The sequence below is a fragment of the Enterobacter sp. NFIX59 genome (assembly GCF_900113755.1).
Classification (GTDB): domain Bacteria; phylum Pseudomonadota; class Gammaproteobacteria; order Enterobacterales; family Enterobacteriaceae; genus Enterobacter; species Enterobacter pseudoroggenkampii.
In genome coordinates this window covers 755,036-768,981 of the sequence record NZ_FOQN01000001.1, presented here as the reverse complement: position 1 = coordinate 768,981, position 13,946 = coordinate 755,036, and the positions used below count along the sequence as shown (strand labels likewise).

15 protein-coding genes and 1 other annotated feature are annotated in these 13,946 nt (G+C 57.0%); of the genes, 11 read left to right on the top strand and 4 right to left on the bottom strand.

The annotated features are described in order from the left end of the window. Positions 1-6: 6 nt before the first annotated feature. The 11 genes from rplT to selO all read left to right on the top strand — a co-directional run bounded on the left by rplT (position 7) and on the right by selO (position 9,836). On the top strand, positions 7-363 hold the full coding sequence (rplT, locus tag BM007_RS03660) for a 50S ribosomal protein L20 (RefSeq protein WP_000124850.1): 357 nt from the start codon (positions 7-9) through the stop codon (positions 361-363). A gap of 117 nt (positions 364-480) precedes the next feature. After that, positions 481-605 (top strand) — a sequence feature (Phe leader region). Next, on the top strand, positions 486-530 hold the full coding sequence (gene pheM / locus BM007_RS23195; protein ID WP_001386830.1) for a pheST operon leader peptide PheM: 45 nt from the start codon (positions 486-488) through the stop codon (positions 528-530). (Overlaps the previous feature by 45 nt.) A gap of 62 nt (positions 606-667) precedes the next feature. Further along, complete coding sequence (gene pheS / locus BM007_RS03655; RefSeq protein WP_010426091.1) at positions 668-1,651, top strand: phenylalanine--tRNA ligase subunit alpha; 984 nt, start codon at positions 668-670, stop codon at positions 1,649-1,651. 15 nt (positions 1,652-1,666) lie between these two features. Then, on the top strand, positions 1,667-4,054 hold the full coding sequence (gene pheT, locus BM007_RS03650) for a phenylalanine--tRNA ligase subunit beta (RefSeq protein WP_090417299.1): 2,388 nt from the start codon (positions 1,667-1,669) through the stop codon (positions 4,052-4,054). A 4-nt stretch (positions 4,055-4,058) separates the two neighbouring features. After that, positions 4,059-4,358: an integration host factor subunit alpha gene (gene ihfA, locus BM007_RS03645; protein WP_003857805.1), complete on the top strand. Its 300-nt coding sequence runs from the start codon at positions 4,059-4,061 to the stop codon at positions 4,356-4,358. Positions 4,359-4,461: 103 nt separating this feature from the next. After that, positions 4,462-5,442 (top strand): vitamin B12 ABC transporter permease BtuC, encoded by a 981-nt coding sequence (gene btuC, locus BM007_RS03640; RefSeq protein WP_024909430.1) that lies wholly within the window; start codon positions 4,462-4,464, stop codon positions 5,440-5,442. A 34-nt stretch (positions 5,443-5,476) separates the two neighbouring features. Then, a complete protein-coding gene (locus BM007_RS03635) occupies positions 5,477-6,028 on the top strand; it encodes a glutathione peroxidase (RefSeq protein ID WP_024909429.1) in 552 nt (183 codons plus the stop codon). After that, the gene (gene btuD / locus BM007_RS03630; protein WP_024909428.1) at positions 6,028-6,783 is read left to right on the top strand and encodes a vitamin B12 ABC transporter ATP-binding protein BtuD; all 756 of its coding nucleotides are present in this window, start codon (positions 6,028-6,030) and stop codon (positions 6,781-6,783) included. Before BM007_RS03635 ends, btuD begins: the two co-directional genes overlap by 1 nt. A 74-nt stretch (positions 6,784-6,857) precedes the next feature. Next, complete coding sequence (locus BM007_RS03625; protein ID WP_023335377.1) at positions 6,858-7,322, top strand: C40 family peptidase; 465 nt, start codon at positions 6,858-6,860, stop codon at positions 7,320-7,322. A 293-nt stretch (positions 7,323-7,615) separates the two neighbouring features. Then, the gene (locus tag BM007_RS03620; RefSeq protein ID WP_024909427.1) at positions 7,616-8,332 is read left to right on the top strand and encodes an EAL domain-containing protein; all 717 of its coding nucleotides are present in this window, start codon (positions 7,616-7,618) and stop codon (positions 8,330-8,332) included. Positions 8,333-8,393: 61 nt separating this feature from the next. After that, positions 8,394-9,836, top strand: coding sequence for a protein adenylyltransferase SelO (gene selO, locus BM007_RS03615; RefSeq protein ID WP_061715454.1), 1,443 nt, complete (start codon positions 8,394-8,396; stop codon positions 9,834-9,836). A 43-nt stretch (positions 9,837-9,879) separates the two neighbouring features. Here the strand turns inward: selO and BM007_RS03610 are convergent, their stop codons facing one another. Genes BM007_RS03610 through BM007_RS03595 form a run of 4 tightly spaced genes read right to left on the bottom strand, consistent with a single transcriptional unit; the run spans position 9,880 to position 13,944 of the window. Further along, entirely contained in the window at positions 9,880-10,650 is a 771-nt protein-coding gene (locus BM007_RS03610) for a 3-hydroxybutyrate dehydrogenase (RefSeq protein ID WP_061715453.1), read from the bottom strand. A 10-nt stretch (positions 10,651-10,660) separates the two neighbouring features. Then, positions 10,661-12,055, bottom strand: a complete 1,395-nt coding sequence (locus tag BM007_RS03605; protein ID WP_208763791.1) for a GntP family permease — start codon at positions 12,053-12,055, stop codon at positions 10,661-10,663. Positions 12,056-12,096: 41 nt separating this feature from the next. Then, positions 12,097-13,278 (bottom strand): acetyl-CoA C-acetyltransferase, encoded by a 1,182-nt coding sequence (locus tag BM007_RS03600; protein WP_090417295.1) that lies wholly within the window; start codon positions 13,276-13,278, stop codon positions 12,097-12,099. A 9-nt stretch (positions 13,279-13,287) separates the two neighbouring features. Continuing rightward, positions 13,288-13,944, bottom strand: coding sequence for a CoA transferase subunit B (locus BM007_RS03595; RefSeq protein WP_024909422.1), 657 nt, complete (start codon positions 13,942-13,944; stop codon positions 13,288-13,290). Positions 13,945-13,946: the final 2 nt, after the last annotated feature.

Sequence of the window (13,946 nt, the reverse complement as noted above, 5' to 3'; positions counted from 1 at the left end):
GCACATATGGCTCGCGTAAAACGTGGTGTAATTGCACGTGCACGTCACAAGAAAATTTTGAAACAAGCTAAAGGCTACTACGGTGCGCGTTCACGCGTATACCGCGTTGCCTTCCAGGCTGTTATCAAAGCAGGTCAGTACGCTTACCGTGACCGTCGTCAGCGTAAGCGTCAGTTCCGTCAACTGTGGATTGCGCGTATCAACGCAGCAGCACGTCAGAACGGTATTTCTTACAGCAAATTCATCAACGGCCTGAAAAAAGCCTCTGTTGAAATCGACCGTAAGATCCTGGCTGACATCGCAGTATTCGACAAAGTAGCGTTCACCGCTCTGGTCGAAAAAGCGAAAGCAGCACTGGCATAAGCCAGTTGAGAGAGGGGGCCTGGCTCCCTCTTTTCATTTAACACCATCAGAAGATTGACATTTATCCGTCCAGGCTTTTCAATAAGGTCTTAACGGTTTTTACCCAACAAGGTAACGCAAGCATGAATGCTGCTATTTTCCGCTTCTTCTTTTACTTTAGCACCTGATTTCAGGAGGCTAGCGCGTGAAAGATGAAACGAAAAACAGCGCCAGATAAGCCTCCCGATGGAGGCTTTTTTTGTGCCTGAATTTGAGAGAATAACTCCACCAAATCGGTGTCTGCACCGACATAATGAGGAAAATCATGTCACATCTCGCAGAGCTGGTTGCCAGTGCAACAGCCGCCATTAATCAGGCCTCAGATGTTGCCGCGTTAGACAATGTCCGCGTCGAATATCTTGGGAAGAAAGGGCATCTGACCCTTCAAATGACAACCCTGCGTGAGCTGCCGCCAGAAGAACGCCCGGCTGCGGGTGCGGTGATTAACGAAGCCAAAGAGCAGGTACAGCAGGCGCTGAACGCGCGCAAAGCCGAGCTGGAAAGCGCGGTGCTGAATGCGCGTCTGGCCGCAGAGACGATTGACGTTTCTCTGCCGGGTCGCCGCATCGAAAACGGCGGTCTGCACCCGGTTACCCGCACCATCGATCGCATTGAAAGTTTCTTCGGTGAGCTCGGCTTTACCGTGGCGACTGGCCCGGAAATCGAAGATGATTACCATAACTTCGACGCCCTGAACATTCCTGGCCATCATCCGGCACGCGCTGACCACGACACTTTCTGGTTCGACGCTACGCGTCTGCTGCGTACCCAGACCTCCGGCGTTCAGATCCGTACCATGAAGGATCAGGAGCCGCCAATCCGCATTATCGCGCCGGGCCGCGTCTATCGTAACGACTACGATCAGACCCACACCCCAATGTTCCACCAGATGGAAGGTCTGATCGTTGATAAAAACATCAGCTTCACCAACCTGAAGGGCACGCTGCACGATTTCCTGAACAACTTCTTTGAGGAAGATCTGCAGGTTCGTTTCCGTCCGTCCTACTTCCCGTTCACCGAACCGTCTGCAGAAGTTGACGTGATGGGTAAAAACGGCAAATGGCTGGAAGTGCTGGGCTGCGGCATGGTGCATCCAAACGTGCTGCGCAACGTGGGTATCGATCCGGAAGTTTACTCCGGCTTTGCCTTCGGCATGGGCATGGAGCGTCTGACTATGCTGCGTTACGGCGTGACCGACTTACGTGCATTCTTCGAAAACGATCTGCGTTTCCTCAAACAGTTTAAATAAGGGCAGGACAGAACAATGAAATTCAGTGAACTGTGGTTACGCGAGTGGGTGAACACCACGCTGGACAGCGAAGCGCTTTCTAACCAGATCACCATGGCGGGTCTGGAAGTGGACGGCGTTGAGCCGGTTTCCGGTGCCTTCAACGGCGTGGTCGTCGGCGAAGTGGTAGAGTGCGGCCAGCACCCTAACGCTGACAAACTGCGCGTAACAAAAGTGAACGTGGGCGGTGACCGTCTGCTGGATATCGTCTGCGGTGCGCCAAACTGCCGTCAGGGCCTGAAGGTGGCGGTGGCGACCGTCGGTGCGGTGCTGCCGGGCGATTTCAAAATTAAAGCGGCTAAGCTGCGCGGCGAGCCGTCTGAAGGCATGCTGTGCTCCTTCTCCGAGCTGGGTATTTCTGACGACCACAACGGCATCATTGAGCTGCCGCTGGATGCGCCAATTGGCACCGATATCCGTGAGTACCTGAAGCTTGATGACAACACCATCGAAATCAGCGTCACGCCAAACCGTGCCGACTGCTTAGGGATCATCGGCGTGGCGCGCGATGTTGCCGTGCTGAACCAGACCGAACTGAACGCGCCAGACATTGTGCCGGTTGAAGCGACCATCAGTGACGTGCTGCCTATTCAGGTTGACGCTGCGGATGCCTGCCCGCGCTACCTCGGTCGCGTGGTGAAAGGCATTAACGTAAAAGCGCCAACCCCGCTGTGGATGAAAGAGAAGCTGCGCCGCTGCGGTATCCGCTCTATCGACGCCGTGGTTGACGTGACTAACTACGTTCTGCTGGAGCTGGGCCAGCCAATGCACGCGTTCGATAAAGATCGTATCGACGGCGGCATCGTTGTGCGCATGGCGAAAGAGGGTGAAACCCTGGTTCTGCTGGACGGCAGCGAAGCGAAACTGAACGCCGACACCCTGGTGATTGCTGACCACAGCAAAGCGCTGGCAATGGGCGGTATCTTCGGGGGCGAGCATTCAGGCGTGAACGACGAGACGCAAAACGTCCTGCTGGAATGCGCGTTCTTCAGCCCGCTCTCCATCACCGGTCGCGCACGCCGTCACGGCCTGCATACCGATGCCTCTCACCGCTACGAGCGTGGCGTTGACCCGGCGCTGCAGTATAAAGCGATGGAACGTGCGACTCGCCTGCTGATCGATATCTGCGGCGGTGAAGCGGGCCCGGTTATCGACGTCACCCACGAAGCGACCCTGCCGAAGCGTGCCACCATTACCCTGCGCCGCAGCAAGCTGGATCGCCTGATTGGTCACCACGTTGCCGATGCGCAGGTGACCGATATCCTGACGCGTCTGGGTTGCGAAGTGACCGAAGGCCAGGACGAGTGGAAAGCCGTTGCGCCATCATGGCGTTTCGACATGGAAATTGAAGAAGATCTGGTGGAAGAAGTGGCCCGCGTTTACGGCTATAACAACATCCCTGATGAGCCTGTCCAGGCAGGTCTGGTGATGGGCACCCACCGTGAAGCCGACCTGTCCCTGAAGCGTGTGAAAACCATGCTGAATGACAAAGGCTACCAGGAAGTGATCACCTACAGCTTTGTGGATCCAAAGCTGCAGCAGCTGATCCACCCGGGCCAGGAGGCGCTGATCCTGCCAAGCCCAATCTCCAGCGAAATGTCCGCGATGCGTCTGTCTCTGTGGACGGGCCTGCTGGGCACTGTCGTTTATAACCAGAATCGTCAGCAAAACCGCGTGCGAATTTTCGAAAGCGGTTTGCGCTTTGTACCGGATAATCAGGCAAATTTAGGCATCCGTCAGGATCTCATGCTGGCTGGCGCCATCAGCGGCAACCGCTATGAAGAGCACTGGGACCTGGCAAAAGGCACGGTTGATTTCTACGATATGAAGGGCGATCTGGAAGCAATTCTGGATCTGACCGGTAAATTATCTGAAATTGAATTCCGCGCAGAAGCCATCCCGGCACTGCATCCGGGCCAGAGCGCAGCTATCTATTTAGACGGCAAACGCGTTGGTTTTATTGGGGTTGTTCACCCTGAGCTGGAGCGCAAGCTGGACCTGAACGGCCGTACCATCGTGTTTGAGCTGGAATGGAACCCGGTGGCTGACCGCGTTATTCCTCAGGCTCAGGACGTCTCCCGCTTCCCGGCAAACCGCCGTGATATCGCGGTTGTGGTCGCGGAAAATGTGCCCGCAGCAGATATTTTGGCCGAATGTAAGAAAGTTGGCGTAAATCAGGTAGTTGGCGTAAACTTATTTGACGTGTACCGCGGCAAGGGCGTAGCAGAAGGTTTCAAGAGCCTCGCTATTAGCCTTATCCTTCAGGATACCAGCCGTACACTCGAAGAAGAGGAGATTGCCGCTACCGTCGCCAAATGTGTAGAGGCATTAAAAGAGCGATTCCAGGCATCATTGAGGGATTGAACCTATGGCGCTTACAAAAGCTGAAATGTCAGAATATCTGTTTGATAAGCTTGGGCTTAGCAAACGGGATGCCAAAGAGCTGGTAGAGCTGTTTTTCGAAGAGATCCGTCGTGCTCTGGAAAATGGTGAGCAGGTAAAACTCTCCGGTTTTGGCAATTTTGATTTGCGAGACAAAAACCAACGTCCGGGCCGCAACCCGAAGACGGGGGAAGATATTCCCATTACAGCCCGCCGCGTGGTGACCTTCAGACCCGGCCAGAAGTTAAAAAGCCGTGTCGAAAACGCAACGCCCAAAGCAGAGTAATATGAACTAACTAAAAAGGCCGCCCACGCGGCCTTTTTTCTTTGCGCTCTCCGGCAAACCCGCCGTAAAATCAATTACATCTCACGCTACTAAAACCGTACACATGCTTGATTATGCCCATCGCCAGCACCGTTCCGATAAGCGTCGCCTGCTTTTGCTGGTGCTATTGCTCATTATCGCCGCGGCCGTGAGCCTCTGTGCCGGAGACCGATGGATAGGGCCTGAAAGCTGGTGGGGGCCGGACGGGCAGCTCTTCGTCTGGCAAATTCGCCTGCCGCGCACCGTCGCGGTGGTTCTGGTGGGTGCCGCGCTGGCGCTGTGCGGCACCATTATGCAGGCGTTGTTTGATAACCCGCTGGCGGAGCCAGGGCTGCTTGGCGTGTCGAACGGGGCAGGCGTGGGGCTGATTGCAGCGGTGATGCTGGGCGGGGGAGAACTCTCCGGATGGAGTATTAGCCTGAGCGCTATTCTCGGCGCATTGCTGATCACAGCGATCCTTCTTCGCTTCGCCAGACGGCACTTATCGACCAGCCGTCTGCTGCTTGCCGGCGTGGCGCTGGGGATCATCTGTAGCGCGTTGATGACCTGGGCGGTCTACTTCTCAACATCCTTTGACCTGCGTCAGCTGATGTACTGGATGATGGGTGGCTTTGGGGGCGTTGACTGGCACCAGGGCTGGCTGATGGCGCTGCTGGTACCGGCCATCGTGTGGGCTGCCCTGCAGGCGCAGCCGCTGAATATGCTCGCGCTGGGTGAAACCTCTGCCCGCCAGCTCGGCATGCCGATTGGGTTCTGGCGTAATGTGCTGGTGATCGTCATTGGCTGGCTGGTTGGCGTCAGCGTGGCTCTGGCGGGCGCGATCGGTTTTATCGGGCTGGTTATTCCGCACATGCTGCGTCTGTGGGGCCTCACGGACCATCGGACTCTGCTTCCGGCCTCGGCGGTCGCCGGGGCCGTCACGCTGCTGGTGGCCGATATCATCGCCCGGCTAGCCCTGACGGCCGCAGAGCTGCCGATTGGCGTGGTGACCGCCACGCTGGGCGCGCCGGTCTTTATCTGGCTACTATTAAAAGCTGGACGTTAAATCAACTAGCCGTAAGACAACCTGAGGGAATGCTATGCAGTCAACTATCCTGAATACTGAAGTGACCACCATTGACGGCGAGAAAACTACGCTGGAAGGCTACAAAGGCAACGTGTTGCTTGTCGTCAACGTTGCATCCAAATGTGGCCTGACGCCGCAGTACGAGCAGCTGGAAAACATTCAGAAGGCCTGGGAGAAAGACGGTTTCACCGTGCTGGGCTTCCCGTGCAACCAGTTCCTCGGCCAGGAGCCGGGCAGCGAAGAGGAGATCAAAACCTTCTGCAGCACCACCTATGGCGTGACGTTCCCGATGTTCAGCAAAATCGATGTCAACGGTGAAGACCGCCATCCGCTGTATGCGAAGCTTATTGCTGCCGCACCGAAGGCCGTTGCGCCGGAAGGAAGCGGTTTTTATGAACGCATGGCCAGCAAAGGCCGCGCGCCGCTTTACCCGGACGATATCCTGTGGAATTTTGAAAAATTCCTGATTGGTCGCGACGGCCAGGTGGTTCAGCGCTTTTCGCCGGATATGACCCCTGAGGATCCGATCGTCATGGAATCTATCAAGCTGGCGCTGGCGAAATAATGTCATTGCTGATGCAGCTCACGGACGTTGCCGAGAAGGGGCGTCTGGAGGCGATATCCGGTGCCGTCAATGCGGGAGAAATTCTGCATCTCGTCGGGCCAAACGGTGCGGGGAAGAGCACGCTGCTGGCACGGATGGCAGGCATGACCGACGGAGAAGGGCAGATAACGCTGCTGGAGCATACGCTCGCCGACTGGTCGCCGGTCTCGCTGGCGCATCGGCGCAGTTACCTCGTGCAGCAGCAGATGCCGCCCTTTGCTATGCCGGTCTGGCACTATCTGATGCTGCATTTGCACGACAAACAACAAACGTCACTGCTGACGGACGTGGCCGCGGCTCTGGGGCTGGAAGATAAACTGTCCCGGCACGCCAGCCAGCTTTCCGGCGGAGAGTGGCAGCGGGTTCGCCTGGCGGCTGTCATCCTTCAGATCCACCCGGCCGGCAATCCTCACGGGCGGATGCTGCTTCTCGATGAGCCCATGAGCGGTCTGGACGTGGCGCAGCAGGCGGCACTGGATACGCTGTTAAGCACCCTGAGCCGAAAAGGCATTGCCGTGGTGATGAGCAGCCATGACCTCAACCACACCCTGCGTCATGCCCACCGGGTATGGCTGCTCTCGAAGGGAAAGATGATCGCCAGCGGTGCACGGGATCAGGTTCTTACGCCACCCCATCTTGCCCGCGCATACAACATGTCGTTCCGCAGGCTGGATATAGAAGGACATAAGATGCTGATTTCTACCGGGCAGGCGTAACCGTTTCTTGCCTGTGAGCACAATTGCACGCTAAATTACGAAAAGAACAATAAAAGCAGAGGATTCGTCTGAAAATGCGATTCTGGTTTCTCCTGATGGCCACACTCTTTCTTGCGGGATGCAGTAGCCATCGTGCGCCGCCGCCTAACCCACGGCTTTCAGATTCGATCACCGTTATTGCCAGCCTTAACGATCAGCTGAGCAACTGGCGCGGCACGCCTTATCGCTACGGCGGCATGAGCCGCGGCGGTGTGGATTGCTCCGGCTTCGTTCTGATGACGTTTCGCGATAAGTTTGATTTACAGCTTCCGCGCGAAACGCGCAAGCAGGCAGAAATCGGCACTGAAATTGATAAAGACGATCTTCTGCCCGGAGACCTGGTTTTCTTTAAAACTGGTTCGGGTGAAAGCGGTCTTCACGTGGGCATATATGATACAGACAATCAGTTCATTCACGCCTCGACCAGTCGCGGGGTGATGCGCTCCTCTCTTGATAATGTTTACTGGCGTAAAAATTTCTGGCAGGCACGACGTATATAGTCTTTGTCGGATACTTCTCTTATGACGGCATGATAAGAATAAATCATGCCGTTTTTTCTCAAATAAGATGCTTAAAGTTAAATTTACCTAAAATTAGCGAATCCTGCATGTGTCTGTTTTATCTAAAACTGGCTATTATTCTGCAACCAGGATAAAATTATTTTAGATTCAGGGATAAATCTGAAAATTAATACGGAACTAATGAAATTAATCTTATTAAAATCAAGACAGTGGAATTGTGTCGGCAATTGCTCCAGGATGTCCTCTCTCATCTTTAATGCGGGGCGAGTGCAATGATTATTACGCTAGATAATGCTTACCAGTCTGAACTGCTGCTTCTGCCTGCCCGTAATAGCGCAGGTGAGCTGAAAGGTTTAGAAATTCTGGTTAACTTTACTGGCGTCGGCAGCAATGTGCGGATCCCCACTGAGCTTGTTATCCCTCGGCTTTCAGCGGCTGAAGAGTTAGCGCTGTTTGACGAAAAACTGCAATTGCTTGATACCTGTAAACTGTTTTTTATTCAGCATCAGTTAATTGCATGGATCAATATTACACCTGCAATAGTTGAATTTTTATTAAGTAATGGAAACGCTGTTTCAATCCTTGAGCGTTATCCGTTTCTTGAGTTTACTGTTAATGAGAATTATCCAGGTTTAAATAACGGAAAGGACGACCTGCAGCTGGCGAGAATGGCAATCCATTTCCCGTTGGTCCTGGCAAACTTTGGTGCAGGCGCCGCCTCGCTCAAAGCGGTCTATGATGGATTATTTAAACGGGTCATCCTTGATAAAGGATTCATTCAGCAGCGTGCCCCGGAGCTCTCTTTTGAGCCTTTTATGCGCGCAATCCTCTGGCAAATCACGCCGCACTGCCAGTCAGTGATTGTCTCGGGCATTGACGACCACGGCCTGTTGCAGCGCGTTTTGTCCTTCAATTTTGGTGCAATGCAGGGGGCTCTCTGGCCAGCCGTCTCAGCAGAACACGTCACTACGCTGGTTCAGCAGCGATAACCCTTGCTTTCGCCCGTGTTTAAGTCCGGGTAAACCCTCTACACTAAAAGCAGGAGGACTTATGACCCTGTCTTTTACTGCTCACTGGCATGACGAGTTGCCTGGCTTTTACACCGCACTCAAACCTACACCGTTACACAATTCACGTCTTATCTGGCATAACGATTTGCTGGCTGAAGAACTGGCGATTCCGCCTGAGCTGTTTCAGCGTTCAGAGGGCGCTGGCGTCTGGGGCGGTGAAACGCTTCTTGCCGGTATGCAGCCTCTGGCTCAGGTCTATAGCGGACATCAGTTTGGCGTCTGGGCGGGACAACTGGGCGACGGCAGGGGGATCCTGCTCGGCGAACAACAGCTTCCAAACGGGGAGACGGTTGACTGGCACCTGAAAGGTGCCGGCCTGACTCCCTATTCGCGGATGGGCGACGGGCGCGCGGTACTGCGTTCAACGATTCGCGAGTGCCTGGGCTCCGAGGCGATGCATGCCCTGGGTATCCCCACCACCCGCGCGCTGTCGATCGTGACCAGCGATACCCCGGTTGTGCGTGAAACCGTGGAAAAGGGTGCAATGCTAATGCGTATCGCGCAAAGCCATTTGCGCTTCGGTCATTTTGAGCATTTTTACTATCGTCGCGAGCCGGAAAAGGTGCGCCAGCTGGCTGACTTTGCCATTCGTCACCACTGGGCACATTTGCAGGACGAGGCGGATAAATACGTTCTCTGGTTCAGGGACGTGGTGGCTCGTACCGCAACCCTGATTGCCCGCTGGCAAACGGTAGGCTTTGCCCATGGCGTGATGAATACGGACAACATGTCGCTTCTCGGGTTGACCTTTGACTACGGTCCTTTTGGCTTCCTGGATGATTATCAGCCTGGGTACATCTGCAACCACTCCGACTATCAGGGGCGCTACAGTTTTGACAATCAGCCCGCGGTGGGCCTGTGGAACCTGCAGCGGCTTGCACAAACCCTGTCGCCGTTTATCGACGTTGATGCCCTGAATGATGCCCTCGACAGCTATCAGGAGATCTTACTGCGGGAATATGGCACGCTGATGCGCAACAAGCTGGGGCTGGTGACGCAGGAGAAGGGCGATAACGACATCCTCAATGGCCTGTTTGCCCTGATGGCGCGCGAGGGCAGCGATTACACGCGCACCTTCCGGATGCTGGGGCAGACGGAGCAGTACAGCGCCGCCTCGCCGCTGCGCGATGAGTTTATTGACAGACAGGCGTTTGACGACTGGTTTGCATCCTACCGCACGCGGCTGCAGCAGGAGCAGGTGGATGACGCCGCCCGCCAGACGCAGATGAACGCGACGAACCCCGCGATGGTGTTGCGCAACTGGCTGGCGCAGCGGGCGATTGAGCAGGCAGAGCAGGGCGAGTACGACGAGTTACACCGTCTGCACGTGGCGTTGCGCACGCCGTTTGCCGATCGGGACGACGACTACGTCAGCCGCCCGCCTGACTGGGGCAAGCGGCTGGAGGTCAGCTGCTCAAGCTAGCGATTTTTGCCGGGCGGCGGCGTCGCCTAACCCGGCCTGAACATCACTGCGCGACCCAGCCGCCATCCATATTCCACGCGGCGCCGCGAACGTTCACGGCGATGTCGCTACACAAAAACAGCGCCAGTTCGCCCAGCTGCTCCGGGGTGACAAACTCGCCCGAAGGCTGTTTTTCTGCAAGGAGCAGATCGCGAGCCTGCTCCGGCGGTACGCCCTCAGCGATACGTTTGTCGATCTGCTGCTGCACCAGAGGCGTCAGCACCCAGCCGGGACAGATCGTATTGGCGGTAATGCCGGTGCGCGCGGTTTCCAGCGCCAGCGATTTCGTAAAGCCCACTACGCCATGCTTGGCGGCCACGTAAGCCGACTTCTCTTTTGACGCGACCAGTCCGTGAACGGAGGCGATATTAATGATGCGCCCCCAGTTTTTCTCGCGCATGGCGGGCAGCGCCAGCCGGCTGGTATGAAACACCGAGGAGAGATTAATGGCGATAATGTCGTTCCATTTCTCCACCGGAAACGCGTCAACCGGGGCGACATACTGTATCCCGGCGTTGTTGACAAGAATGTCCACGCCGCCAAACTGCGATTCGGCGTAGCGCATCATGGCTTCAATTTGCAGCACGTCACGCAGGTCTGCATCGTGATAGCCCGGCTTTTTGCCCAGTTGCGCAATCTCTTCTCGTGCTGATTCGCTGTCGCCGAAACCGTTGAGGATCAGCTGCGCCCCGGCCTTCGCCAGCACTCGGGCGATCCCCAGACCAATGCCGCTGGTCGAGCCTGTCACCAGTGCGGTCTTACCGTTCAGATTCATCTTTCTCTCCTTACACAATGCCGGTCAGATAGAACACGGCAATGACAAAAAGCACTGCCAGACTTTTAATGATGGTGATAGCGAAAATGCCGCCGTAGGCCTGGCGATGGCTGAGGCCGGTAATCGCCAGCAGAGTAATCACCGCGCCGTTATGGGGCAGCGTATCCATACCGCCGCTCGCCATTGAGGCCACGCGGTGCAGCACCTCAAGCGGGATATTGGCGGCGTGGGCGGCGGCGACAAACGAGTCGGCCATGGCGGCGAGGGCAATACTCATCCCGCCGGATGCCGAGCCGGTGATCCCCGCAAGCACCGTCACGCTGATGGCTTCATTCAGCAGCGGATTCGGAATGGCCGCTAGCGCGTGGGATAACACCAGAAAACCGGGCAGGGCGGCGATAACCGCGCCGAAACCGTATTCCGAGGCGGTATTCATCGCCGCCAGAATGGCACCGCTCACCGCGGTCCGGCTGCCTTCAGCCAGACGCCCCCGGATATTGCGAAAGCCAAAAATCAGCACCAGCACGATACCGGAGATCAGCGCCGCTTCCACGGCCCAGATGGCGGTGATCTTGCTCACCTCGGTCACAATCGGTTTCGCCAGACCTGGCAGCGTAAGCTCGTGGGTTGTGCCGTACCAGCCGGGGATCCAGCGGGTAAACAGCAGGTTTAGTATGCCCACTACCAGCAGCGGGGAGATAGCAATCAGCGGGTGAGGGAGATTAATGTTGTCCGGCGTCTCCGGTTCATTTTTCAGTTCCGTGCCGTAACCCTCGTTGTTGCTGAGCGCCTTACGACGCTGGCGCTCCAGCCAGAGCAGGCCAAAACAGATAATAAACAGCGAGCCAATCAGCCCCAGCCACGGCGCGGCCCAGGCGTTGGTACCAAAGAAGCTGGTGGGGATAATGTTCTGGATCTGCGGCGTGCCGGGCAGGGCATCCATGGTAAATGAGAATGCCCCCAGCGCCACGGTGGCCGGTATCAGCCGTTTAGGGATGCCGCTCTGGCGGAACAGTTCCGCGGCGAACGGATAAACCGCAAACGCCACCACGAACAGCGACACGCCGCCGTAGGTTAACAGCGCGCACACGAGAACAATTACCGGGATCGCGTGGCGACGGCCGAGGATCTGAATCGCCGCAGCGACGATGGACCGTGAGAAACCGGAAAGCTCAATCAGTTTGCCAAACACCGCTCCCAGCAGGAAAACCGGGAAGTAGAGCTTGACGAAGCCGACCATTTTTTCCATAAACAGGCCGGTAAACGTCGGGCCGACGGCGCCCGGGTCGGTCAGCAGCACGGCGCCGAGCGCCGCAATCGGCGCAAACAAAATCACGCTGTATCCGCGATAGGCCGCCAGCATCAGCAGCGCCAGCGCCGCCAGGGCAATTAATACACTCATCACGACTCCTCACTGTCATTATTATTCGGGTACCAACGAGATGTTTAACGCTCAACGGTCAGGGCAATGCCTTGCCCGCCGCCTACGCACAGGGTGACGAGCCCTTTTTTAACGTCACGGCGCTGCATTTCGTGCAGCAGCGTCACGAGGATGCGGCAGCCGGAGGCGCCAATCGGATGACCGAGGGCGATAGCGCCGCCGTTAACGTTCACCTTTTGCGCATCCCAGCCGAGCTGCTTGCCCACCGCCAGCGCCTGGGCGGCAAAGGCTTCATTGGCTTCAATGAGGTCCACGTCATCGAGCGTCCAGCCCGCCCGCGCCAGCGCGGTCTGACAGGCGCTGACCGGACCGATGCCCATCACCGACGGGTCAACGCCCGTCACGGCATAGCTCACGATGCGACCGAGGATCGGCAACCCGCTCTCCCGCGCCTTTTCACCACTCATCAGCAGCACCGCAGCGGCGCCGTCGTTGAGCGTGGAGGCATTTCCCGCCGTGACCGTGCCTTCCTCCTGCAAAAAGGCGGGGCGCAGCTGCGCAAGCTGCTCAGCGCTGGTCCCTGGCCGGGGCTGTTCGTCACGGCTGACGATAAGCGGCGGTTTTTTACCCTGTTTCACCGTCACCGGCGCTATCTCGGTGTCAAAGCGACCCGCTTCGATGGCGGCGGCCGCTTTTTGCTGCGACCGGGCGGCAAAGGCGTCCTGCTGCTCGCGGGAAATGTCATTCTCACGGGCGACGTTTTCAGCGGTGCTCCCCATGTGGTAATCGTTGAACGCGTCCCACAGACCGTCGGTAATCATGCTGTCCTGCAGGCCCGTATGGCCAAAACGCATCCCTGAACGTGCGCCGTCCAGCAGATAAGGGGCATTGCTCATGCTCTCCTGACCGCCAGCGATAACCACATCCGCGTCGCCGCAGCGGATCGCCTGCGCGGCGAGCTGCACCGCTTTCAAGCCCGCACCGCAGACCAGGTTGACCGTTGTCGCTGGAGTACGGACGGGCAATCCGGCGTTGATGGCCGTCTGGCGCGCAGGGTTTTGTCCGCATCCCGCCGTCAGCACCTGACCGAAAATCACCTCATCTATCGTCTCAGCTGGAAGACCGCTGTTCTCCAGCAGACGACTCACCGCTATGGCCCCCAGCTCAACCGCTGAAAGGGAAGATAGCGATCCGCGAAAACTGCCAATGGGGGTTCGCGTTGCCCCGACAATCATGACCTCTTTCATCGTAAGTCCTCAGCTGAAGCGCATCTCGCGAACGTCGTCCGCCACAATTAATTTTCCGGCGGTCTTAGCCGCAATGTCGTCGATACTGACGCCGGGGGCGTATTCCCGCAGGATGAACGCGCCGTCCGCGATCTCGAGCAGCGCGAGGTCGGTTAAGACCCGGCGGATGCAGCCCGCGCCCGTGAGCGGCAGCGTGCAGCGCGACAGCAGCTTTGATTCACCGTTTTTTGACGCGTGGGTCATTACCACAATGATGTTCTGCGCCCCGGCGACGAGATCCATCGCGCCGCCCATGCCCTTCACCATCTTTCCGGGGATCATCCACGAGGCGATATTGCCCTCGACGTCCACCTCAAACGCGCCCAGCACGGTCAGGTCAACATGGCCACCGCGGATCATGGCAAACGACTGGGCCGAGTCGAAAATGGCCGCGCCTGTCCGTGCGGTCACGGTCTGTTTACCGGCGTTGATCATGTCGGCGTCGAGGCTCTGCTCGTCAGGAAAAGCCCCCATCCCCAGCAGTCCGTTTTCCGACTGGAGCATCACGTCCATTCCTTCCGGAATGTAGTTCGCCACCAGGGTAGGGATACCAATCCCCAGGTTGACGTAATACCCGTCGCGCAGCTCGCGGGCGACGCGCATGGCCATCTGTTCACGGGTTAACATCG